Here is a 23,458-nt window from a genome sequence, read left to right as displayed (position 1 = left end):
ACGCAAACTCTGCCGGCAACCGTGAGATTGTGCCGGTTGCGGCCGCCGTAGCAGGGCAGGGGATGGGTTGACCTCTATAGTGGGGTGACACATTGCCCCAAGCCGTACCCATGCAATCCTTTTCCCTTACGCGCAGCGACTATGTCGATATGCAAAAACGCATCCTGGCCAATGCCAAGGCCCAACTGCGGCGTGGTGCTGGCAGCAGTGATCAGCGCAGTGAAAAAGCCGCAGACGGGTCGGGACGATGGTGGTTGCCCCTGGTGCTGTGGGGTGCCTCCGTCGTGCCGCTGGTGTTCGTGTTCCGCTGGCTGGAGTCGTTGCCTGACATGGGCAGCCATCTGGCGGTGGGGGCTGTGGGCATCGTGGTCGGTGCATTGGCCTTCTGGGCGCTGGTCGGCAGCGGCACCCGTTCGCTCCAGAATGCCATGTTCGAGGACGACGGCTATTGCCTTGCGCCCCAGTCCCTCGACATACGGGCCGACTGCATTGAGCAGCGATCGGATGCGGCCCACAGCCTTTGGCAGTGGGCCGGCTTCAAACGCCGGCAGGAGAGCGATACGCTCGTGTTCCTGTTCGTGGACAACGCCGTGTGCTTGCCCGTGCCCAAGTCCATCCTCACGCCCGAAACCTATGCGCTCATCGAGCAGCGCGTGCCGCCTCAGGGGGACTGAAGATTTTTCACCCCTGGGCCGGCTTGCACGGGGGGGCCGTAGGGTCAGATCCCGAACACTTTGAGTACGGAATCCGCCAGGCCCTCCAGCCACCGCGCCGGGCCGCCCTGGTGCTTGCGCGGGTGGGGCAGTTCCTCGTACACATAGAAGCCGCGTTCGCCGCTGAAGGAGTCGTTGAGCAAAGCCTGCTTGCCGTGCAGGTAGGCGATGAAGGTCTCGCACCGGCGCGTGGAATAGCCCAGGTTGGCATTGAAGCCGATGGTCGCCGCCTGGCTGATGGCGCGACCCGCATCGGCCGGTTCCACCCGCACGCCCCGGCAGCCCTGTACGATCAACTGCGCGGGGCCATGGAACGCCAGGTAGCGCAACTGCAGCGTGAGCCAGGCATGCAGGCTGCCAAGCCGCCAATGCGAGGTGATGCGCACCGGCATGCCGCGCTGCTGCAGCACGCCCACCAGGTTGTGCGGCTGCATCACCAGGGCCGCGCCTGCGGGCAGCAGCAGCACGCCAATTTCACTGTGGGCGTCCTGCGTGGCCGACACCACGTAGGTGGCGGGCGCGGGGGTGCGGATGCGGGTGAGCGCCACCATGCCCGACGCCAGGCTGGTCAGCGGGTAATGTGGGTTCAGCAGCCAGCAGGTATCGCTGTGGCCTGCGGTGGATGCGCTCTGCAGAAAGTCGGGGTGCACCAGCAGCTCGTGGTCGGCGTCCACCACCACCTCTCGCGACACCGCTGCGTGGCCTGACTCCAGCGCCAGCTCGCCCAGGCTGTCCGGCAGCAAGCGCACGGGCGGGCGCCGTGCGGCCAGCGGCGCGAGCACGAAGTAGAACAGCGCCTTGATGGCCAGCGGCGTGAGCATGGCACCCAGCAGTATCAGCAGCGCCGTTGGCATGATCTCCAGCAGCGGGGCCGACAGCCTGCCAAACCAGTTGCCGGCACGCAGCTCCTGCAGCGCCGCCTGCCGTTCGCGCAGTGGTGCAAGCAAAGTGTCGATCTCGCTGCGGTTCGGCGCGAACGCCTGCAGGGCTGGCAGCGGCTGTATCTCCTGCACCAGCGCCAGCTGGCGCTGGTAGTCGCCGTCGGCGCGGCGGTTGTCTGCCAGCAACTGGTCCTGCAGCGCCCTCAATTGCCCGCACTGGCGGTACTCGGCCGATCCGATGCCCAGCCGGCATGCCACGGGATAGGTCTGCTCCAGCGCCTCCCGCTCCCTTTTGGCGGCCTGCCACTGCGTGTACACACCCTGGTGGATGAGGCGCAGCCGCTCCAGCTCTGCCCGGCGCGACTGCGCAGACTGGGTGGCCTGCAAGCGCAGCCGCAGTTCCTGCAGGTACTTGCGCTCCGCGTCAAGCAGGTAGATCTCGGCATCCAGCCGCATGCCAGCCAGCTGGTGCTCCAGGATGGGCTGGCCTTTGAGCAGAGGGCCGAGCTCACTGGCCTTCTGTCGCTCAAGCTGCTTGCGCCGGGTCTCCTGGTCCACTGCGTCGATGCGCTCGCTCAGGGCGCTCAGCGATGCGGACGATAGGCTGGCCACGCGCTCCTGGCTGGCGGCGGCAAGGGCGCTTGCATCGCGCGCGATGCGCTGGTCTGCCCCCGCCAGTTGCCCTATCTCGGCCCGTGATGACTGGTATGCCTGCCACTCGGCCCAACCCCATCGGCCCAGCAGCAGCACCGCGCAGATCAGCACGAACGACAGCAGGTGGCGCAGCAGGAACCGGGCGATCATTGCAGCAAGAGTGGTCAAGAGCGGGGCCTTTCGTCGTGGTGAAAGCGAGGTATCGCAACGCCTTTACAGGCGTGGGTTGCCAGCGTACCCGCCGGCAAGCGAGCCCAGACTGTGCCACGGCCGCGCAGCCTCCGAGCATGACCCACCAGTTGGCCGGCAGATCGGTGGCTCTTCAGGGCTTGGCCGCCGTGGCCGCCTTGCCCGCCTGGGCCTTCTGGGTCTTGTTGTAGACCTCCATCACCGTCGCAAAATCGCGCTCGAAGTTGATGGCCAGGAAGGTGTCGTTGCCGGGCAGCAGTTGGCGCAGCTTGGGCGAGAAGCTGTAGCTGTACGAGCACTTGGTCACGCGCGCCTGAACCTCGGGCGAGACGTCCTTGCCCAGGGTCCAGGTCTCGGTCATGAAGGGCGGGCTTTCCCACAGGGTGCGAATGCTCGACCCCTTCACGTCGCCCTTGACCACCATGCGTTGGTACAGGTCGCTGGCCACGGCGGCGGCCGGGTAAAAGCCGTGCATCACGCCGGTCACCGAGCGCTCGTGGCCATTGGAGAAGACCACCTCGTAGTTCTGGTCGGGTACCAGGCCCAGCGCAGGGAACAGGGCGCGTGGCGCCAGGTTGCCCGAGTTGGAGGTGGGCGTGGTGTGCGCGATCTTCTTGCCCACCAGGTCCTGCGGCTTGGTGAAGGGGCTGTCCACCCGCGAGATCAGGATCAGCTTGTACGAATTGCGCTGCCCGCTGGCCTTGTTGCCCGGAACGCCAAAGGGGGCGGGTTGGCCCGCCGCCACCAGCTGCGGAACCAGGCCGGGGTTGACCTGGGCGAGCTGCACCCTGCCGGCGACGATGCCGTCGATCAGCTCCTTCTCGCCCAGCGTGTCGATGTTCACGCTGCGTTCCAGCGATTCGCCCTGCAGATTCTGCAGGTCCAGGTTGCCGCAGCGTGCCAGGTGGTTGAAGTAGTCACCCCAGATGAGCATGGTCTCGCTCTTGGCGTAGGTCTTGGGCATGGCCACGACCAGCTTTTCGCGCGTGCCGCCAAACAGCGGGGCGGCGGGTCCGGCGGTCTGCCGCGCAGCGCTGGCCTTGGCCGGTGGGGTGGCCGTGGTCTGCGCGGCCACGGGGCCCAGCAGCAAGGTGGCGCCTGACAGCAGCGTCGCGCACAGGCGCGCATCCAGGGGTTTGGCAAGCATGGTGTTTTCTCTTCCTCGGTTCATTCTTGTGTCGGCCAACGCGGCGCCAGCCCCGCGCCCGGCGGGCGCTGGATGGCTGGTGGCAATGCGTTGGGAATGGCAGCCTTGCGGGGCAGGCCGTGGCGGCACAGGCGTGCTGCGAGGGGCCCGGTAGGCCGGGCCAGTATGCACGACGCGACCCACCTCTTTGTAACCTTGGCGACTTGCGGGGCCCCGGTGTGGTGCGCGTGCCAAAAGACCCATCCGCCATGGTTCGGTTGACACCCTGTCAAGCGCTGCGGGTGTGCAAATGGACAAGGTGGAGAGGGCGCAGCACACGCTCGGCGGCAACAATCCAACCACTTCGCAGCCAATCCCGGTCGCCACACCGACTCCACCATGTCCCAAAACGCCCATACCCTGCACCTGTTCTTCGAAGATTCGATACGGCTCAAGTACGCCCAACTGGTGTACCAGTACATCGCCGAGGGCAACACTGCAGAGGCCACGCGTTGGGCCGCAAAGCTGGGCGTGGCGCTGGCAGACCTTTGGGATGCCGAGTGGTTCAACCAGCAGGTGACGGCCGCGCCCGGTTACCTGCAGCTGAACTTCGACACCGGCACCAGCGACCCGCTGCCCCTGTCACCCCTGGTCGCACTGTTCGGCCACGGCCTGCAGGCTGCCGTGCTCGACGTGTTCTACGACCAGGTGGGTGAAACCCAGCGCATGTACTTCGACAAGGGCCAGTGGGTGCCGCGCCAGTACTTCCTGGCGCTGTACCCGCACCTGCAGGCCATCGTCGAGCCCGCGCACGACCCGGACGATGGCGACGAGCCCGGCGAACGCGCTGCAGCCGACGCGCACGACCCGGCCAAGCCCCTCTCCGTCGCCCGCCTGGCCAAGGACGAGGCGAAAAAGCGCAAGGAGGCGCAGGAGGCCGCCGAGGCCTTTGTCGAGATCGCCAAGGCCATGGGCAAGAACGGCGTCAAGAACACCATGGACGGCGTGATCGGCGTGGTGGTGCTGGGCTCGGCCCTCAAGGGCTTGCTGCACGCAGCGGTGTTCACCGTGGTCACCGTGCTGCTGTTCAAGGGCCTGTGGCTGTGGCTCGGGCTGGGCCTGGTGCTGGCCATTGCGCTGCCGCTGTACTACGCGACGCGCACGCACAGCGAGCTGAAAGGCGATGGCGGCGATGGTGATGGCGATACCGATGGCGAAGCCGCCGCCGTTGGCTCTTGACCAGGGAGAACACACATGCTGACGCAGATCGAATGGTGGGGTGGGGTGATCTTTGTGCTGGGGGCCTTGGCCTACCGGCTGGTGCTGGGCGCGCTGGAAAAGGGCGAGGGCTATGACTGGTACCGCTGGCTGATGCGCCTGTTCTTTGTGCTGCCGGGCGTGCTGCTGGCCGGCTATTTCTATCCGCTGGAACGCCTGGCGCTGCAGTACGCCTACCTGGGAGTGCTGGGCGTTGCGCTGCTGGCGGTGGCCGGGGTGATGGTGCAGGAGGTCACGGGCGACGCCGATTCGGACAAGGACAAGGCCGCAAAGGCCGGGAGGGAGGGAGAAAAAAGCCAGGCCGGGGAGGACAGCGAAGACGAGGAGCCTGGCTGGCTGATGACCATCGTGGGCGTTGCCGTGCTGTACAGCCCGGTGCTGGCTGCATGCGGGCTGGCTTGCCACAAGGCCTGGCCCATGGTGCAAAGGCTGGTGTGAGGGGGCATCGGATGGTCGCCTGTGCCCACCAGGCCGCTGTGGGGCGCGGTGTGCGTCCGATGCCATCGTTTTTTGGCCGCCAGCACCCCTGGCGCAGGAGACAATACCTGCTGGAGGCCTCGGCCTCTTTTTGTTGCCCTGCTCAAACCCCCTTGCCGGCTTGCCGCCCACCATCCATGGCCCACGATTCGTTCCCGGAGCTTTTGTCCCTCTACATGCGCCGCATCCGTGCGAGTGCCTCGGGGGTGGCCACCGAGATCGGCCTGAGCCGCGAGGCGGTGAACAACTGGCGCAACGGCATGTCGGCGCCCAACGCCCGTTCGCGCGAAAAGGTGGTGGCGTGCACCCGCTACCTGCGCCTGACCGAGGCCGAGGCCAACCGCCTGCTGAGTGCCGCCGGCTTCGCACCCGAGTTCCCGCTGCAGGCCGAGGTGGAGGCACCTGCCGCGGCCGTGGGCGCCGCCACAGGTGCCGAGAGCGAACAGCCCTTTGGCGCTTTCCAGGCCCGGCTGTTCGGCCAGCTCGCACAGGCCATGCCGTACCCCATCTCCATGCTGCTGTCGCCCGCGCACTGGGGGCAGCCGCCGTTCCGGCCCGCGCTGCTGCAGCGCGCGCGCCATCAGTATGGTGCCACCTCGGTGCTGCACATCCAGCCGCCCTACAGCGTGAGCACCGCGCCCACCGAGTACTTTGCCGCCATCGGCCGCCAGTGCGGGCTGGGCGAGGTGCAGTCGGACTACGAATTCGAATCTGCGCTGGAGCGGCGCCTTGTGGCCGGTGAGCGCCTGTTCTGTCTGGTCAGCCGCTTCGAGCAGGGCACGCCCGCGCTGCGCGAAACGCTGGCCGGCATCCTGCGCAGCCTGAGCGAAATGCACAGCGGCCGCCTGCACCTGCTGCTGTGCGGCGGCGAGGCGCTGGCCGACCTCAAGTACCGCAGCGGCGACATGTCGCTGCTCAACATCGCCCAGGTCAACCACTGGCCCGAGCCCACGCTGGCCGACCTGGCCCTGCTGGCGCGCCAGCGCTGGCCCGGCCACGACTGGCCGACGCCCGTGCTGGCCCACCTGCTGGACGCCAGCGGCGGCCATCCCGCGCTGTTCGAAGAGGGGCTGCAGTGGCTGGTGGAGCAGGGTATCAACGAGACCCAGGCTTCATCTGCCGCACTGCGCACGCAGCTGGCCGGCAGCCCGCGCCTGTGGCAGACCTTTCTGCCGCTGGCGCAGGAGGGCGCCCCGCGCGAGCGCCTGCGCAGCCTGCTGCAGGCCGACGACCTGGGCCGTGCCCGCCCCTACCTGCAGGACGACGACCTGCGCCGCCTGTTCTGGGGCAACCTCATCCACGTGCGCGGCACCGGCGATGCGGCGCGCCTGCACTGGCGCTGCGACACGGTGCGCCATGCGGGCCTGATGGTGCTGGAGGCCGCATGCTCGAGCAGTTGAGGTCCTGGATGACGTGGCCCGTGATCAGGGCCTTGATGGTCGCAGGCGCAACGCTGTTCATCGGTAGCGCGCTGCTCACGCCGCACCTGAACCCGGCCACCCGCGGATCGGTGCGCACGGCCGAGAGCATTGGCCCCGTGTGGGGCGAGCTGGTGCAGTGGCGCGTGGCCCTGGTGCAGGCCAGCCAGGAGCTGGGCCATTGGCCCGAGGACATCCAGAAGTACGCGCCGCAGATACCCTTTCCCAAGCTGCGCGTCACCTCGCCCGGGCCGCTGCGCCTGCAGGCCGACGTGATCAGCGACCCCGCGCTCGGCAATCTGTCCGGCACGCAGGTGCTGTTGCACATGACGCCCGACATGTACCACTGGACCTGCCGGCCCGGCAAGCCGCCCATGCCCCCGGGCATGCTGCCCATCAGCTGCGCAGCCGGCCCCGAAAGCCAGGACAACCAGGACGGCAAGGGCGACGACATGGACCCCGATGCCATCCGCCAGGCCCGCATCGCCGCGGTGGAAGCGGCCGAGCCTTTTGGCTGGCTGCGCAGCCTGATCAAGTGGTGTGCGCTGATCTTCGTGGTCGGCGCGGTGGTGTGGGTGCTGCGCCACCCGCTGATCGGCCCCGCGCAACTGCGCCCCGAGAAGCTGCTGCGCACCCCTGTCTCGCGCCTGCCGCGCATCGACCAGTTGCTGCGCACCGTGGGCCGGCTGCGCGCCACGCTCGAGGCCGCCGTGGTCCGCACCCGGGACTGGCAGAGCGCCGTGCAGTTCGCACACGACGACCCGGCCGACCAGTCCACGGTGCTGGCCGAGCGCGTGTCCGCCCGCAGCCAGCCGGCCCGAGACTGGGCGCTGCCCGGCGCGGTGTTCGAGTGGCAGTTTCCGCCCGACCTGCCGGTCTCGCTGGACCGTTGCCTGCTCTACATCCCCGCGCCGGGGCTTGACGAAGCCACCGTGCTGCGCCAGCTGCGTGCCGCGCAGACCGGTACCGATGTGCTGCTCATCCTGTGCGAGCACGGCACCGAGACCCCCTGGCCCCTGCTGCGCGCGCACACCGACGATGGTGCCAACCTGCACGTGATGGTGGACAGCGCCAGCCAGACCGAATGGCTGCTGTCGGCCCAGCCCCTGCAGGTGCTGCTGCGCCTGCTCTCGGCCCAGTTGCGCGTGACGCGCATCTCGCCCTACCAGACGCGCGGCGGCGTCACGCGCGAGGGCTCCTTTTTCGGGCGCGAGCAATTGCTGGCCCGGGTGGTCAACCGCGAACCGGCCAACTACCTGGTGGTGGGCGGGCGCCAACTGGGCAAGAGCAGCCTGCTCAAGGCCGTGCAGCGGCGCCTGCAGGGCCACCCGCAGATCGTGTGCCACTACGTGTCGCTGCGCGACCACCGGCTGGCGCCGCGCATGGCGCTGCAATTCGGCCTGCCGGCCGACACGCCGCTCGAAGCCATCGTGGACCACCTGCAGGCCCAGTACGTCGGCAAGCGGCTGTACCTGCTGATTGACGAGGCTGACCTGTTCTTTCGCGACGAGTCGAACAACGGCTACCACCAGCTGTCCACCCTGCGCTCGCTCAGCGAAGAGGGGCGCTGCTGGTTCATGCTGGCCGGCTTTTGGGACCTGTATGCCACGGCCGTGCTCGATTACCAGAGCCCCCTGCGCAATTTTGGCGAGGTGCTGGCCATCGGCGGGCTGGAGCGCCCCGCCTGCAAGGCCCTGGCCACCGAGCCGCTGCGCCGCCTGCGCCTGGGTTTTGGCGGCGATGCGCTGGTGGAGCGCCTGGTGGACGCCAGCGGCCTGCGCGCCAATCTGGTCGCCATCGTGTGCCAGGAATGCCTGGAGGCCCTGCAGCCCGGCGAGCGCGTGATCGAGGCGCGCCACCTGAACCAGGCCCTGGCCTCCCAGCCCGTGCAGGACGCCCTGGCCGGCTGGGGCCGCCTCTCGCCCGACGACGACGCCTGCCGGCTCGACCGCGTGGTGGTCTACCACGTCGCCCAGCAGGCAGAAACCAGCCTGGTGGCCCTGGCGGGGCTGCTGCAAGGCCATGGTGTGCAGGCCGACGCCCAGGCCCTGCGCCAGTCGCTCGCGCGCCTGCAACTGGCCTGGGTGCTGCGCCGCGTGGGGGCCGCCTACAGCTTTGCCATACCGCTCATGTCCGCGCAGTTCGAGCCCAGCGAGGTGGAGCTGTTGCTGCACCAGGAGCTGGCGGTGATGGCCAAGGCCTGACGAGCGTGTTGCATCTTTTCTTCTGAGGTTCCTTTTTCCATGGCCACATCTTCTTCCGTCACACTTGAACACGACATGGGATTCGAGCCCATCGTTGCCGAGATAGAGCGCTTGGTCCGCTCCGGCGTTCACCCTGACCGTATCAGCGTGTCCCAGTACCCCGCATCGCAGTGGGCCTGCAACCCCCATTGGGCGCGCAGCGATGGTCCTGACGAGGCCACAGCCACCCAGCGCGTGGATGCACAAATGGACTTGTTGCGCCTGCTGCTGGAGCACGGTGCGGATCCCAACAAGCGCAAGAACCGCAATTCCACGCCCCTGGCCGTGTGCTGCGAGCAATTGTGGAGCGGTCCCAGCGAGCGCTCTTTGGAGCGGCTGGGCCTGGTGCTGGCGGCAGGAGGTGATCCCCGCAAGACCAAGGATCCCGCGCTGTGCATTGTTCTCGGGTTGGGGGACATGCGCGGCGAGATTTTCAGCATCCCCTTTCGCGAGGATGCCGAGGCTGGGCATGCCGACGCCGTGTACCAGGCCATCGACATGCTGCTCGCGGCAGGCGCCGACATCGAGGCCATGGACCACCGCGAGATGTACAACCCGCTGCTTATGGCTGCCTACATGGGCAGCGTGCCGCTGCTGCAGTTTCTGAAGGGCCGGGGCGCCAACGTGCTGGCCACCAATCCCGCAGGCTCCAACGCATTGATGTACATCGCCGGCGACGTCGGCGGCCTGGACCTGAGCCGCGCAGGCATCTCGGTGGCCTGGATGCGCCACGGCGACCCCGTAGCCACCACCCGCCAATTGCTGGTCTGGGGCCTCGACCCTGCGGCCGCCAACGCCCGCGGGCGCACCCCGCTGCGCCTGGCCGTGAGCGCTGGCAACCTGGATGTGGCAGCCGTCCTGGCCGAGGCGCTGGCCGCGCAAGGCAAGTTGTTGGCGGCCGATGCACGCCTGTTTAAGGGCACCGAATACGAAGCCCGCGTGGCCGCTTTGAGTACCGCAGTGCCCGCGAAGAAGCCTCCCAAGGTGAACACCAACCCCGATGGTGCAGCCCAACGCGCATCGTGGGATCGCGCGCGTGCAGTATTCAACGGCCCTGCGTTCGCACCGCCCAACCCGGATTCCCAATGGTTCCTGCCTTTCATGCACGGCATCTTCGAGCATTTGGCCACCGTTGCCGACCCCCGCATACCGATGCAGGCCCTGTACGCCGAGTACGACAACCAGTTCACCGCCATCCGGCTGTCAAAGACGAAATCTTGGCTCAGCCGCAGCGGCGTGGTGGAGGTGGAGCCGGACGTGTTCTGGACCAACCTGCTCGTCAAGTATCGGCAACAGGAGGGCAATAATTTTCTCAGCAGGGAGGAGGTGGTGCTGCCCATCTCAGCCAACGCGCTGCCCCCATTCGAGGCGGTTGCCGATGTGGTGGGCCGTATGTGCGCGCACTACCTCAAGACGCAGGGATAGGGCAGGGCGCAGCTTTGGTTGGCCGTATCGCTGCGAAAAGAGTAGGACGCCTGCGGGATACTGCGCATGCCATGTCCCTCCTGACCACCGCCAAAGACTGGGCACGCCGCACAAAGCGCGACGTCGTCGCCGTCTACTTCGCTGCCCGCGATGCACGCACGCCATGGCCCGCGCGCTGCCTGGCCGTTGCAGTGGCCGCGTACGCGCTCAGTCCCATCGACCTGATCCCCGACTTCATCCCCGTGCTCGGCTACCTGGACGACCTGCTCATCGTCCCTCTGGGCCTGCTGCTCGTCATCCGCATGCTGCCGCCTGCGGTGCTGCAGGACGCCCGTGACAAGGCAGCCAGCGTGCTGGAGCGGCCCCGGAGCCGGGCTGCGGCGGTGGCCATCGTGCTGGTCTGGCTGGCCTGTGCGTCGGGGCTCATCTACTGGTGGGTGCATCGGCCGAACTGAAGGCAGCGGTGGGGTGCGATTCCTTACGATTCCCGTACGATAGCGGGCATGCAAATCCGATTGGAATCCCCCCGCCAGCCCGACGTGGTGCAGCTCATCGACGACCTCGACGCCTTCCAGAAGCCCTTGTACCCACCCGAGAGCCACCACGGCATCGACCTGAACGCGCTCGACCAGCCCCACGTGCTGTTCGCCGTGGCGCGCTCGGAGCAGGGCGTGGCCCTGGGCTGCGGCGCCATGGTGCTGGGCGCCGATTGCGGCGAGGTCAAGCGCATGTACGTGCGCCCCGAGGCACGCGGCCAGGGCCTGGCCCGGGCACTGCTGGCCTTGGTCGAAACTGCAGCCATCGCACGCGGCTGCACGCGTTTTGCGTTGGAGACGGGACCCCTGCAGCCCGAGGCGCTGGGTTTGTATGCCCGCATGGGCTATGAGGAGAGCGGGCCGTTTGGCGACTATGCGCCGGACGTGCACAGCGTGTTCATGCCCAAAGAGGTGCAGGTGGCTGCGTGATGGCTTCGGGCGATGGATTCATCCTGCGCCGGCTCACTGCCGAGGATGCCGAGACCTTCAGCGCGCTGCGCCGCCTGGTCGCTGCAGACAATCCCGTGCCCTTGGGCCTTGGCATGCAGGAGGAACTGGCTCGGCCCCTTCAGGGTTTTCGCGACCAACTGGGTGCCCCGACGAACGTGGTTTTTGGCGCCTTCGTCGGCGCAACTCTCGCCGCCACCGCTGCGCTAGCCCCGTCAGGACCCTTCGCATCGTCGCGCCACAAGCTTGTGTTGTGGGGCACCTTCGTGGCACCCGACCATCGCCGCCAGGGCCTGGGGCGCCTGGTGGTGGCGCAGGCCGTCGATCATGCTCGCCAGGCCGGTGTGCGCCGCATCCACCTCACCATGTACCTGCCCAATCTGGCTGCTGGTGCGTTGTACGAATCCCTGGGCTTCACCGTCTGGGGCACCGAGCCCGAGGCCGTGTGCGTCGATGGCATCTACCATGATGCCATGCAGATGGGTTTGCTGCTGCAGTAGGCAGTAACGTGGCGGCGCCCGGCATTCAATAGCAGGAGGAATCCCTGTGCCGCAGACCGTCGCGATGACCGCCGCACCGCAACACACCTTCTTCTGGCGCCGCATTGGCGGCGGGACTGGCAGCGATGTCTGCCGCGTCTACCCGCGGGCCGATGGCGGTTGGGACCTGCGCGGCATGGCGGTGTTCCATGAAGAAGGGCTGGCGTGCGACCTGGGCTATGCGGTCAGCGTCGATACAGGCTGGGTGACGCAGGCCGCCCATGTGTCCGGCCATTGCGGTGGGCGCGTAGTGGACTTGCGCTTTCACCCCGGCGCCGATGGCCGTTGGCGGGTGGGGCAGGGCGCTGGGCCCGATGCGGATACCGGCGTCAGCGTCAGCGCATGCCCGGACATGGACCTCAATTTCAGCCCTGCCACCAACATGATCGCGATCCGCCGCATGGCCTTGCAGGTGGGGCAGGAGGCGAAGGCGCCTGCGGCCTGGCTGTCGTTTCCGGAGTTGCGGCTTCAGGAATTGCCCCAGGTCTACCGGCGGCTGGATGCCCTGCGCTACCAGTACGACGCGCCTACGGTGGGGTACAGCGGAGTGCTGGAGGTGTGCGAGAGCGGCGCGGTGGTGGAGTACCCGGAACTGTTCTCAAGGCTGGGCACTGGGACCCCCTCGCTCTCGACGCCCGATTGAAAACAGCGCCGTCCTGCACTCAAGTACCAGTTTGTCCGCATCGGCCCGAAAACTTGGCCAGTCGATCACCGCGAGCGCCGCACGGGCGTCGTTCCTGACCGGCTCCCAATCGGAGTGGTTGAAAATTTCCGGATCACCACATTCCAAGGCGCCTGCATCCATGGCATTGCAGCTTTCCCACGTGCGCGCCAAAGCATGCCTGAAGTCCGGACCAACGGCCTGGGGGCAACTTTCAAGGTAGTCTTTGACCGGCAAGACCATGGAATACCAAGTCTCGCATGCCTGGCAATTGGGGATGCTGTTCGCCTGTTCTGGTGCACTGGAAGCCAGGAATTCGAGTGCTTGGCACAGCTCGCAAAGTGCGAGGATGTTCTTGTACTCGTCTTCTGCGTACCAGCTCCAGAGCACCAGGGATAGCCGTTCAGTCATGCAAACTACCTGTTCTTTAGCCGAGATGTCGAAAGGGCTCAATCCAGCGCCAGCTTGCACTGATCTTCATCCGCATGGCGGTGTTGGTGCAACAGCGATTGAAACATGGCGGCGGTCGATATCCAAGGTTGACTGCGGGAACCACCTGATTTTGATGCAACGCGCTGCTCCTGTACTGGATGTGCTGTGTTTCCCCGCAGCAACATGTGTCTCCAATGACTTGGAGTGTCACGCACCTGACGCATTCGCCCCCCAACCTCCCGTGCTGCTTTCCTCAATCCCCCAGAAAGACGCACAACATGAGTTTCGCTCACACCACCACCTCCGCCTGGCGCCGCACGGCTGCCGCGTTCGCGTTGGCCGCGCTGACGGCAGCCACCCTGGCCGCCTGCGGCGGCAGCGACGACGACAACGGCGAATCCCGCGTTGCATCCCTCAGGCTGATCGGCACCGCGTCCCTGCCCACCGGCACGCTGTTCGAGGGCGTCGAGTTCGGCGGCATCTCGGGGCTGGACCAGGCCACCGATGGCAGCTACTGGGCCATCTCGGACGACCGCGGTGGCGAGCGCGGCACGCCGCGCTTTTACAACCTCAGCATCGACTACGCCGCCACCGGCCCGGTGACGGTCAAGGTCAACCGCCAGACGTATATGCAGCGCGAGGATGGCTCCTCGTTTCCCGCATCGGCCCGCACGGTGGACCCCGAGGCGATCCGCCTGGCGCCCAATGGCAACCTGTACTGGTCGTCCGAGGGCAACTGGGGTACCACGGCGGCAACCCTGTTCCAGCCCTTCGTGCGCGAGATGACGACGGCCGGCAAGTTCGTGCGCGAGTTCAAGATGCCGGCGATCTACAACTATGTGGACAACACCACCACTGGCGCGCGCAGCAACAAGCTCTTCGAGGCGCTGACGGTGGCGCCTGATGGAACGGTGTTCGTGGCCAATGAGGATGCGCTGATCCAGGACGGCCCGCTCACCACCGTGCAGGCCGGCAGCGTGGTGCGCGTGACGGCCCTGGACCCGACCACCGGCGCGGCCAAGGCGCAGTATGCGTACCAGTTGCCGAAGATCCCGGTGGATGCGCCGGCCGGAGCGCCGTTCGGACCGGACAACGGCTTGTCGGACTTTCTGGCCATCGGCAACAAGAAGTTCATCGCGATCGAACGCGCCTTTGCATCGGGCATCGGCAACACCATCCGCCTGGTGCTGACCGAGATCACCGATGCCACGACCAACGTGACCAGCATGGCCAGCCTGGCGGGCTCGGCCGCCTACACGCCCATGACACGCAAGCTGCTGCTCGAGATGCCCATCACCTACCAGGGCGTCAAGCTCGACAACATCGAAGCCATCACCTGGGGCAAGACCCTGCCCAATGGCCACCGCACCCTCGTGCTTGCGGCGGACAACAATTTCACCGCCGACACGCAGGCCAATCAGTTCATCGTCTTCGAAGTGCTGCCAGATTGATTCTGTGAGGGGGCATGGTAGCCGCGCCAACGGCCCCTACCGCTCAATCATCTCCTGTACCTTGGCGGCCAGCGCCGCCACGTCAAACGGCTTGGTGATCACCTCCATGCCAAACGCCAGCAGGCCGTTGCCCACGGCCGCGTTCTCGGCGTAGCCGGTGATGAACAGCACCTTGAGGTCGGGGCGCGATACGCGGCCGGCGTCGGCCACCTGGCGGCCGTTCAGGCCGCCGGGCAGGCCCACGTCGGTCAGCAGCAGGTCGATGCGGCGCTCGGACTGCAGCACGTGCAGGCCGGCAGGGCCGTCGCCCACCGAGATCACGTTGTAGCCCAGGTCCTCGAGCTCTTCTGCGATCAGGCCGCGGATGGTGGCCTCGTCCTCGATCACCAGCACCACCTCGCCATCGGCCCGGTGGTCGAAGGTGGGCTGGATGTGCGGATTCTCCTGGTCGGCATCGCCCATGTAGCGCGGCAGGTACAGGCACATGGTAGTGCCTTCGCCGGGCACCGAGTAGATGCGCACCTGGCCGCCCGACTGGCGCACGAAGCCGTACACCATCGACAACCCCAGCCCCGTGCCCTGGCCCATGGGCTTGGTGGTGAAGAAGGGGTCGAAGGCACGTGCGATCACCTCGGGCGCCATGCCCACGCCGGTATCGGTCACGCACAGCGAGATGTACTGGCCCGGCGGCAGCTCGCGCTCGGCTGCGGCGCGGTCGTCCAGCCATTTGTTGGCCGTTTCGATGGTCAGGCGCCCACCGTTGGGGGCCATGGCATCGCGCGCGTTGATGCACAGGTTGAGCACGGCGTTTTCAAGCTGGGATGGGTCCACCTGCGTGAGCCACAGGCCGCCCGCGCCCACCACCTCCACCTCGACCGAGGGGCCCACCGTGCGGCGCACCATCTCCTCGATGCCCCCCACCAGGCGGTTCACGTCGGTGGGGCGCGGGTCCAGCGTCTGGCGGCGTGAGAAGGCCAGCAGTCGCTGGGTCAGCGATGCCGCCCGGCGCACCGCGCTTTGCGCCATGCCGATGTAGCGCTCGGTGTTGTCGAAGTTCCTGGCGGCGAGGCGCTTTTCCAGCACCTGCAGGCTGGCGCTCATGCCCGCCAGCAGGTTGTTGAAGTCGTGCGCGATGCCGCCGGTGAGCTGGCCGATGGCTTCCATCTTCTGCGACTGGCGGAACTTGGCCTCCACCTCCATCAGCTCGTTGGTGCGCTCGGTCACCTTGCGCTCCAGCGACTCGTTCATCTCGCGCAACTGGGCTTCGTTGCCGCGCAGCTCGCTTTCGGAGCGCACGCGCTCGGTGGCAGTGCGGGTGCGGCCCGCAATTTCGCGCATGAACTCGCACTCTTCGTGGGTCCACTGGCGCACGTTGTCCTGGTTCACGAAGAGCACGGCCACCAGGCGTTCGTGCTCCACCACGGGGATGTTCATGAAAGCACGGGCACTGCGCGACTCCAGCGCAGTGGCGGCCACCGCGGTACGGGGGTCGCTGCGCGCATCGGTCACCCTGACGAACTCGTCGTTCTTGAGCGAATCGATGAAGGTGCCGAAGTCCCGCAGGCAGAGCTCTCCCTGCAGCGTCAGCACCCCGGGCGCCGTCCAGTCGCACTGCACCTGCAGGATGTCGGTATCGTGGTCCACGCGGCCATAGCCCGCGCGGCTCACTTTGAGGGTCTGGCCCAGGATGCGGGCTGCGGCCAGGCTGATATCGTCCACGTTGTCCAGCCCGCGCAGCTGGCTGGTGAACTCGATCAAGGCGTCGCGCTTGGCCTCAGCGGCCACGCGCTCTGTCACGTCCAGGCCATCCACGAAGATGCCGGTCACCGCGCCGGAGGTATCGCGTATCGGCTGGTACACGAAATCCAGATAGCGCTCGCTCACTGGCTCGCCCGCATGCTGCTGGATGTCGAAACGGGCACCAAAGGCCGTTGCCGCCTTGCCGCTGGTGTACACGCCATCGAGCATGGCCACATACCCCTGCTCTGCTGCCTCGGGCAGAGCGTCGGCCACCGTGCGGCCCAGCAGGGTGCGGTCGCCCACCAGTTCCAGGTATTTGGGGTTGGCCAGCTCGATGCGGTGGCTGGGCCCCTGCAGCAGCACCATGAAGCTGGGCGACTGCTCGAACAGGGTGGCAAAGCGCTCGCGCTCCATCAGCAGGCGCCGGTCGGCCAGCACCTTGTCGGTGGTTTCCACCACCAAGGCCATGGCGCCCACCGGGGTGCCTGCGTCGTCTACCAGGGGGGAGTAGTTCAGGTCCACCCACAACGGCTTGTGCACGCCGTCGCGGTTCAGGCTCAGCTCCTGGTCTTCATACGTGAGCGTGCCGCCGGCCAGGCAGACCTTGAGCACCCGGTCGTTGAGGTCGGCCGCCTCGGGCCAGGCCTCGCGGATCTTCATGCCCAAGAGGCCCGGGTGGCGTGCGCCCGAAAACCTGGAGTAGGGGTCGTTGTAGATCAGCACGCCCGATTCGCCCCACAGCGTGGCAATCGGCATGGGGCAGCGCAGCATGTTGGCCAGTGCCAGCATGAGGTGAGCGGGCCAGTGTTCGAGCGGCCCCAGTTCGGTAGCGGCCCAATCGAAGCGCGCAATCAATCCGGCCATTTCGCCGCCGGCGGACAGGAGGGAAGCTTGGGTAGTGGGTATGCCGGAGGACATGGGTGCCTGGTTCTGTGATCGGGCCGTGCCCGGGGAAGGCGGTGCGGCACCGCATTTTTCGCACGATGATAAAGACACCTGTCCAGAGATTTTGTAGGCATTCGCCTATGCCACTACCAAAAACGTGCACGACTTGGCAATGACAGACCGATAGGGGGCTACCCCTGGCCCGGTCGCTGCGACATCACCAGCGTGTACAGCGCCTGCGCCGCCACCGACAGGCTGCGGTCGCGCCGACGCACCAGGTAGATCTGGCGCAGCAGGCCGGGCAGGGCCAGCGGCCGCGTGACCAGGCCCGGCTGGTCGAAGTGGAACAGCGTGAGCGCCGGCACCACGCTGATCCCCAGGCCCGCGCGCACCATGCCCATCACGGTGGCCAGTTGTTCCACCTCCATCAGCGTGTGCATGGCCTCGGGGTGGAAGGCGGCCTCCAGGTACTGGCGCACGCTGCTGTTGCGCGCCAGGTGGATGAAGGGCCAGGTGGCCAGGTCGGCGGGGGCAATGGGCTTCTTGCGGTGGGCCAGCGGGTGGTCGGCCCGGCACACCAGGTGGAAGTCGTCGCTGCAAAAGGGCTCGGCCTGCAGCTCGGGTGTGTCGGCGCGGATGGCGGCCAGCGCAAAGTCGGCCTTGCCGCTGGCCACGCGCTCGATGCAGGGCTCCGAGAGCACGTCGGCAATGTCGATCTCGATGCCCGGGTAACTGTTGCGGTAGGCCGCCAGCACGCCCGGCAGCCAGCCCGCAGCCAGCGACGGCAGCAGCGCCACGGCCACGCGCCCGCGCTGCAGGGTGGCCGCGTCGCGCATGGCGGCCAGGGCGGTGGTGATCTCGGCGCGGATGCGCCGGGCCGACTCCAGAAAATTCTGTCCCTCGCCCGTCAGGTCGACATGCCGCGTGCTGCGGTCGAACAGGCGCAGGCCCAGGTCCTCTTCCAGCGCACGGATGAGGGCGCTGAACGCCGGCTGCGACAGATGGCACTGGGCCGCGGCGCGCGTGAAGTTGCGCTGCTCGGCCAGCGCCAGGAAGGCGTCGAGCTGGCGGGTGGAGAGGTGGTGGCTGCTCATTGCCGATAAATTAATCTGAAAAACGGATGGATTGATACCAACAATCTATTTCACAGAATAACACCCGGTGCCTACAGTGCGGCACAGGAGACAAAGACACCTTATGGCGAACAACGCAACACTGCTGGTCGGCTGCGCCGCCGGCTTCTCGGGCGACCGCACGGACGCCGCCGCGCCCGTGGTGCAGGCCCTGATCGCCAGCGGCAAGCCGGCTGTGCTGATCTTCGAGACCTTGGCCGAGCGCACCCTGGCCCTGGCCCAACTGGCCCGCCGCAGCGACCCCGATGCCGGCTACGAACCCCTGCTGGTCGACATGCTGCGCCCCGTGCTGGGCGACTGCCTGGCGCATGGCGTGCGCATCGTGAGCAACTTCGGCGCCGCCAACCCCGAGGGCGCGGCCCGGCGCATCGTGCAACTGGCGGCCGAGCTGGGCCTGCGCCGCCCGCGCGTGGCGGTGGTGCAGGGCGACGACCTGAGCGACCCCGCGCACCGCGCCCTGCTGCAGGGTGCCCTGGGCAATGCGATGCCCACCGAAACCATCGCCAGCGCCAACGCCTACATCGGCGCGCAGGCCATTGCCGGCGCGCTGCGCGAGGGCGCTGATGTAGTGGTCTGCGGCCGCGTGGCCGACCCCTCCCTGGTGCTGGGCCCGGCCCTGGCGCACTACGGCTGGGCACCCGACGACTGGGATCGCATGGCCCGCGCCACCATGGCCGGCCACCTGCTCGAATGCGGCGCCCAGGTCACCGGCGGCTATTTCGCCGACCCGGGCTACAAGGACGTGCCCGGCATGGCCCGCCTGGGCTACCCGATTGCCGAGATCGATGCCGACGGGCATTGCACCATCACCAAGCCCCCGGGTACCGGCGGGCGCATCGACGAGCGCACGGTCAAGGAGCAACTGCTGTACGAGTTGCACGACCCCGCCGCCTACCTGACCCCCGACGTGGTGGCCGACATCACCGAGGCCACCGTCACCGCCGTGGGGCCCGATGCCGTGCGGCTCGAAGGGGTACGCGGCCATGCCCGGCCGGCCACGCTCAAGGTCAACGTGTGCTTCGAATCGGGCTGGTTCGCCGAGGGCGAGATTTCCTACGCCGGTGCCCGGGCCGAGGCCCGTGCCCGCCTGGCGGGCGAGGTGCTGCGCGAGCGCCTGGCCGGCCTGGGCCCGCTGCGTATCGACCTGATCGGCGTGACCAGCGTGCTGGGCGACGATGCCGGCCGCTGGCTGGATGCCACCGGCGACGGCGGTGCCCGCGACGTGCGCCTGCGCGTAGCCCTGCAGCACCGCGACCATGCCAGCGCCCAGCGCCTGCTGCGCGAGGTGACGGCGCTCTATACCTGCGGGCCCGCAGGTGGCGGCGGAGTACGCACGGCGATGCGGCCGCGCCTGGGCACCGTGTCGTGCCTGGTGCCGCGCGAGGCCGTGCCCACGGGCTACCGCATGTTCGATGCCATCGTGCAAGAAGAAAGGGCGGCCGCATGACCGACACCATCACTGTTCCGCTGTACCGCCTGGCGCACAGCCGCACCGGGGACAAGGGCAACCGCTCCAACATCAGCGTCATCGCCTGGCACCCTGCACTGTGGGATGTGCTCATGGCCCAGGTGACCGAGGCCGCCGTGGCGCACCATTTTGCGCACCGCGAGCCGGGCCGCGTGGTGCGCTACGTGCTGCCGCAGCTGCAGGCCATGAACTTCGTGCTCGACGACGTGCTGGACGGTGGCGTCAACGACGCCCTGAACCTCGACAGCCACGGCAAGGCGCTGAGCTACCTGCTGCTCGACCTGCCGGTGCAGGTGCCGCAGGCACTGGCCGGGCATCTTGCGGGCCCGGGCTGACCCCGATTTCGTTCCTTCACCATCACCAACAACACCAGGAGACAACATGAGCGCTTTCAACACCATGCATTCCCCATCCCGCCGACGCACCCTTGCCGCCGCCATGGCCATGGCCGCATCGCTGGGCTTTGCCGGCACGGCCATGGCCCAGGCCTACCCGGCCAAGGCCATCACCTTCGTCGTGCCGTTTGCCGCCGGCAGCGCCACCGACCAGCTGGCGCGCGCCATCGGCCAGTCCATCACCAACGACACCAAGCAGCCCGTGGTCATCGACAACAAGGCCGGCGCCAGCGGCATGATCGCCGCACAGGCGGTGGCCAAGGCGCCTGCGGACGGTTACACCCTTCTCATCACCACCAACACCACGCACGCAGCCAACGAGCACCTGTACAAGAAGCTCTCGTACGACCCGGTGAAGGACTTCGCGCCCATCAGCGGCCTGGGCAAGGGTGGGCAGGTGATGGTGGTCAATGCCGCATCGCCCTACAAGAACGTGGGCGACGTCGTGGCCGCGGCCAAAAAGGCGCCGGGCAAGCTCAGTTTCGGCAGCGGCAGCTCGTCGAGCCGCATGGCTGGTGAAATGCTCAAGCAGCTGGCCGGCGTGGACATACTGCACGTGCCCTACAAGAGCAACCCCTTGGCCATCACCGATCTGCTGGGCGGGCAGATCGACCTGATGATCACCGACACCTCCACCGGCGTGCCCCAGGTCAAGGCCGGCAAGCTGCGCGCGCTGGGCTACTCCACGCAAAAGCGCAGCTCGCAGCTGCCCGATGTGCCCACCATCGACGAGGCTGGCGTCAAGGGCTATGACATGGGCTACTGGTTCGCCGCCTACGCCCCTGCGGGCACGCCGCCTGCCGTGGTGGCGCGCCTCAATGAACTGATGGGCGCGGCCACGAAGAGCGCGGCCGCCAAGGCCTTCTTCGACATGGCGGGCTCCGAAGCCTGGACGACCACGCCCGACGAGCTGGCCAAGTTTCAGGCCGCCGAAACGGTGAAGTGGGGCAAGGTCATCAAGGCTGCCGGTATCGAAGCCGAGTAAACCGCCCACCTGCGTGCCCAGCCGGCACGCAGCCCTGTGCCGCGTTTTTGAGGACGCGCACAGCCCACCCCTGAAAGAGACGCCAATCGGCCGCGCGCCTGCGCCGCCGGTATGGGCGCAGCCATGCCCGAACACCCGACTCCCCGTGAGCGAGGTGCGAAGCCGCTGCATGTCCGTTTTTCCCGCAAGCAAGAGACCACAAGAGCAACCACACAGGAGACAAGCAACATGAGAAAACATCCTCTTCCCACCTGGGGCGCCATCGCTCTCACGGCTGCGGCCGCAGCAGCCGTCACCGCATGCGGCGGCAGCAGCAACGACGACGGCCTGACCGGCAAGGCCCCGGCCATGAAGCTCGAGATCACCGCCCGCGAGGACTTTCCGGGCACCTACGGCACGGTGGGCGCCTACGAGCGCCTCACGGGCACGCTCTCGGGCGAGGTGGACCCTGCCGATCCCAAGAACGCGGTCATCCAGGACCTGGCGCTGGCGCCTGTCAATGCCCGCGGCATGGCCGAATACAAGACCGAATTTGTGATGTTGAAGCCCAAGGATATGGCCAAGGCCAGCGGGGTCTTGCGCTACGACGCGCCCAACCGCGGCAACATCCTCACCATGCTCAACCCCACGGCCACGCCCAGCGATGCCGTGTACCTGGAGCGCGGCTACGTGATGCTGTACTCCGCCTGGCAGGGCGACGTGCCCAAGAGCGCGGCGGCGCGCCTCACGGCCACCGTGCCCGTGGCGAAGAACAAGGACGGCACCAGCATCACCGGCCCGTACCGCGCCGAGTTGGTGCCCACGGCGGCCAGTCCTGCGATGACGCTGCCCGGCGGCGTTTTCAATGGCACTATGATCCCCTACGAGCCCGCCAGCCTGGACAACACCCAGCCCGGCTATTCGCTCACGCGGCGCGCCAACGAGACCGATCCATACGTGACCATCTCCGCTGCGGACTGGAAGTTCGCCACCTGCGACGCCACGGGCGCCAAAGCCTTCCCTGGCACGCCCAGCCCCACCAGCGTCTGCCTCAAGGGCGGGTTCGACCCGGCCTACCTGTACGAGCTGGTCTACGTCGCCAAGGACCCCAAGGTCATGGGCGTGGGCCTGGCCGCGCTGCGCGATACGGTGAGCTTCTTCCGCAGCAAGGGGGCCGACGCCAGCGGCACGGCCAACCCGGTGGCTGGGCGCATCACGCACACGCTGGGGCAGGGCACCTCGCAGTCGGGCAACGCGATGAAGACCTTCTTGCACCTGGGCTTCAACCAGGCGCTCGATGGCAGCAAGGTGTTCGACGGCATGTACGCCCACGTGGCCGCACGCCAGACCAACATCAACACCCGCTTCGCCGTGCCCGGCGGCGGCGGCGGGCTGCGCACCGACCACACCGCCTTCGGCCAAACGGCGCCGCGCGGGCTGGACAAGGACTACGTGGACGACATCAGCGGCCGCCAGGGCGGGGTGATGAAGCGCTGTGCCGCCACCAGCACCTGCCCCAAGTTCTTTTTGGGCCTGTCGGGCACGGAGTTCTGGCAGCTGCAGGGCTCGCCGGTGCTAACGGACGCCAATGGGCTCAAGGACCTGACCCAGCCCGACAACGCGCGCATCTACTACTACGCCAGCACCCAGCACGGCGGGGCCGGCGGCACGGCCAGCATCAGCTATGCGCCGAGCCGCGCGCCATACCCCACGGGCACGGTGGTGCAGTTCAACGACACCTTCCGCGCGCTGTTCCTGGGGCTGGAGGACTGGGTGGTGCGCGGCACCACGCCACCCGCCAGCCAGGTGCCCAAGGTGGCCGATGGCACGCTGGTGCGGCCCGCGCAGGTGGCCTTCCCGGCCATGAAGGGGCTGACCTGGGCGGTGAACGGCGCGCAGACGGCCATCCCCGACTTCAACTACCTGGGCTGGCACAACAACTTCCCGCTGTTCGACTTCGGCCCGCAGTATGTGCCGCAGGACGAGGCCGGCATCGCCAGCGTGCTGCCCCCGCGCAACCTGAACCGCGACTACGCCATCCTGGTGCCCCAGGTGGATGCGCGCACGGGCCTGACCCGCGCCGGCATCCAGAGCGTGGAGGCGCGCGCGCCGCTGGGCACGAGCTTCGAGTTCAACTATGTGGCCACGCCCGGCATCACCGACCTGGCCAACCTCACGGGCGGCTACATCCCGTTCCACACCACGCGGGCCGCGCGCTTGGCGGCCGGTGATGGCCGGGTGTCGCTGGAGGAGCTGTACGGCAACCAGGCCGGCTATGTGGCCGCGGTGACCGAGGCGGCCAATGCTCTGGTGGCCCAGCGCCTGTTGCTGCCGCGGGACGCACAGGCCCAGATCGACCGGGCCAGGGCTACGGTGATCCTGCCCTGACGGTAGGTTGGCCCT

At 67.6% G+C, this 23,458-nt stretch carries 20 protein-coding genes; 15 read left to right on the top strand and 5 right to left on the bottom strand.

Annotation, left to right across the window (positions count from 1 at the left end):
• The first annotated feature begins 110 nt into the window (after nt 1-110).
• Nucleotides 111-674, top strand: coding sequence for a YcxB family protein (locus ASE31_RS30215; protein ID WP_082604447.1), 564 nt, complete (start codon nt 111-113; stop codon nt 672-674).
• Between the two features lie 44 nt (nt 675-718).
• Here ASE31_RS30215 and ASE31_RS30210 read toward each other — a convergent pair whose 3' ends face one another.
• Both ASE31_RS30210 and ASE31_RS30205 read right to left on the bottom strand, forming a co-directional pair.
• Nucleotides 719-2,398 carry a hypothetical protein gene (locus ASE31_RS30210; protein ID WP_057206880.1) on the bottom strand — a complete coding sequence of 560 codons (1,680 nt, stop codon included), beginning with the start codon at nt 2,396-2,398 and terminating at the stop codon, nt 719-721.
• 172 nt (nt 2,399-2,570) lie between these two features.
• The gene (locus ASE31_RS30205) at nt 2,571-3,584 is read right to left on the bottom strand and encodes a PhnD/SsuA/transferrin family substrate-binding protein (RefSeq protein WP_057206878.1); all 1,014 of its coding nucleotides are present in this window, start codon (nt 3,582-3,584) and stop codon (nt 2,571-2,573) included.
• Between the two features lie 378 nt (nt 3,585-3,962).
• Between ASE31_RS30205 and ASE31_RS30200 the strand changes: the two genes are divergently transcribed.
• From ASE31_RS30200 to ASE31_RS30160, 9 genes are all read left to right on the top strand, one after another.
• Nucleotides 3,963-4,802: a hypothetical protein gene (locus tag ASE31_RS30200; RefSeq protein WP_057206876.1), complete on the top strand. Its 840-nt coding sequence runs from the start codon at nt 3,963-3,965 to the stop codon at nt 4,800-4,802.
• Nucleotides 4,803-4,817: 15 nt separating this feature from the next.
• On the top strand, nt 4,818-5,279 hold the full coding sequence (locus tag ASE31_RS30195; RefSeq protein WP_057206874.1) for a hypothetical protein: 462 nt from the start codon (nt 4,818-4,820) through the stop codon (nt 5,277-5,279).
• Nucleotides 5,280-5,455: 176 nt separating this feature from the next.
• A complete protein-coding gene (locus tag ASE31_RS30190; protein WP_057206873.1) occupies nt 5,456-6,718 on the top strand; it encodes a hypothetical protein in 1,263 nt (420 codons plus the stop codon).
• Between the two features lie 8 nt (nt 6,719-6,726).
• Nucleotides 6,727-8,940: an ATP-binding protein gene (locus ASE31_RS30185; protein WP_235514811.1), complete on the top strand. Its 2,214-nt coding sequence runs from the start codon at nt 6,727-6,729 to the stop codon at nt 8,938-8,940.
• 39 nt (nt 8,941-8,979) lie between these two features.
• Entirely contained in the window at nt 8,980-10,404 is a 1,425-nt protein-coding gene (locus ASE31_RS30180) for an ankyrin repeat domain-containing protein (RefSeq protein ID WP_157412716.1), read from the top strand.
• A 71-nt stretch (nt 10,405-10,475) separates the two neighbouring features.
• Nucleotides 10,476-10,859, top strand: coding sequence for a YkvA family protein (locus ASE31_RS30175; protein ID WP_057206867.1), 384 nt, complete (start codon nt 10,476-10,478; stop codon nt 10,857-10,859).
• A gap of 48 nt (nt 10,860-10,907) precedes the next feature.
• Complete coding sequence (locus ASE31_RS30170) at nt 10,908-11,369, top strand: GNAT family N-acetyltransferase (RefSeq protein ID WP_057206864.1); 462 nt, start codon at nt 10,908-10,910, stop codon at nt 11,367-11,369.
• The gene (locus tag ASE31_RS30165; RefSeq protein WP_057206862.1) at nt 11,369-11,887 is read left to right on the top strand and encodes a GNAT family N-acetyltransferase; all 519 of its coding nucleotides are present in this window, start codon (nt 11,369-11,371) and stop codon (nt 11,885-11,887) included. The genes ASE31_RS30170 and ASE31_RS30165 overlap by 1 nt, the downstream gene beginning before the upstream one ends.
• A 46-nt stretch (nt 11,888-11,933) precedes the next feature.
• Complete coding sequence (locus ASE31_RS30160) at nt 11,934-12,569, top strand: putative glycolipid-binding domain-containing protein (RefSeq protein ID WP_157412715.1); 636 nt, start codon at nt 11,934-11,936, stop codon at nt 12,567-12,569.
• On the opposite strand, the gene ASE31_RS31995 is transcribed toward ASE31_RS30160, so the two are convergent.
• Entirely contained in the window at nt 12,525-12,998 is a 474-nt protein-coding gene (locus tag ASE31_RS31995; RefSeq protein WP_157412714.1) for a hypothetical protein, read from the bottom strand. The genes ASE31_RS30160 and ASE31_RS31995 overlap by 45 nt on opposite strands.
• Before the next feature lie 299 nt (nt 12,999-13,297).
• On the opposite strand from ASE31_RS31995, the gene ASE31_RS30155 reads away from it, so the two are divergent.
• Complete coding sequence (locus ASE31_RS30155) at nt 13,298-14,470, top strand: esterase-like activity of phytase family protein (protein WP_057206858.1); 1,173 nt, start codon at nt 13,298-13,300, stop codon at nt 14,468-14,470.
• A 36-nt stretch (nt 14,471-14,506) separates the two neighbouring features.
• On the opposite strand, the gene ASE31_RS30150 is transcribed toward ASE31_RS30155, so the two are convergent.
• Both ASE31_RS30150 and ASE31_RS30145 read right to left on the bottom strand, forming a co-directional pair.
• Complete coding sequence (locus tag ASE31_RS30150) at nt 14,507-17,128, bottom strand: ATP-binding protein (RefSeq protein ID WP_057206856.1); 2,622 nt, start codon at nt 17,126-17,128, stop codon at nt 14,507-14,509.
• Between the two features lie 158 nt (nt 17,129-17,286).
• On the bottom strand, nt 17,287-18,189 hold the full coding sequence (locus ASE31_RS30145) for a LysR family transcriptional regulator (protein ID WP_057206853.1): 903 nt from the start codon (nt 18,187-18,189) through the stop codon (nt 17,287-17,289).
• Between the two features lie 103 nt (nt 18,190-18,292).
• On the opposite strand from ASE31_RS30145, the gene ASE31_RS30140 reads away from it, so the two are divergent.
• The 4 genes from ASE31_RS30140 to ASE31_RS30125 all read left to right on the top strand — a co-directional run bounded on the left by ASE31_RS30140 (nt 18,293) and on the right by ASE31_RS30125 (nt 23,443).
• Nucleotides 18,293-19,675, top strand: coding sequence for an acyclic terpene utilization AtuA family protein (locus ASE31_RS30140; RefSeq protein WP_057206851.1), 1,383 nt, complete (start codon nt 18,293-18,295; stop codon nt 19,673-19,675).
• A complete protein-coding gene (locus ASE31_RS30135) occupies nt 19,672-20,031 on the top strand; it encodes a hypothetical protein (RefSeq protein WP_057206848.1) in 360 nt (119 codons plus the stop codon). The genes ASE31_RS30140 and ASE31_RS30135 overlap by 4 nt, the downstream gene beginning before the upstream one ends.
• 46 nt (nt 20,032-20,077) lie before the next feature.
• Nucleotides 20,078-21,076: a tripartite tricarboxylate transporter substrate binding protein gene (locus ASE31_RS30130; protein WP_057206846.1), complete on the top strand. Its 999-nt coding sequence runs from the start codon at nt 20,078-20,080 to the stop codon at nt 21,074-21,076.
• Nucleotides 21,077-21,304: 228 nt separating this feature from the next.
• Nucleotides 21,305-23,443, top strand: coding sequence for an alpha/beta hydrolase domain-containing protein (locus tag ASE31_RS30125; protein ID WP_057206844.1), 2,139 nt, complete (start codon nt 21,305-21,307; stop codon nt 23,441-23,443).
• The last annotated feature ends 15 nt before the right edge of the window (nt 23,444-23,458 follow it).

The sequence above is a fragment of the Acidovorax sp. Root217 genome (genome assembly GCF_001428645.1).
Taxonomy (GTDB): Bacteria; Pseudomonadota; Gammaproteobacteria; order Burkholderiales; family Burkholderiaceae_C; genus Acidovorax.
Note: the sequence above shows the minus strand (reverse complement) of the source record. Positions and strands in the feature narration are given on the sequence as shown.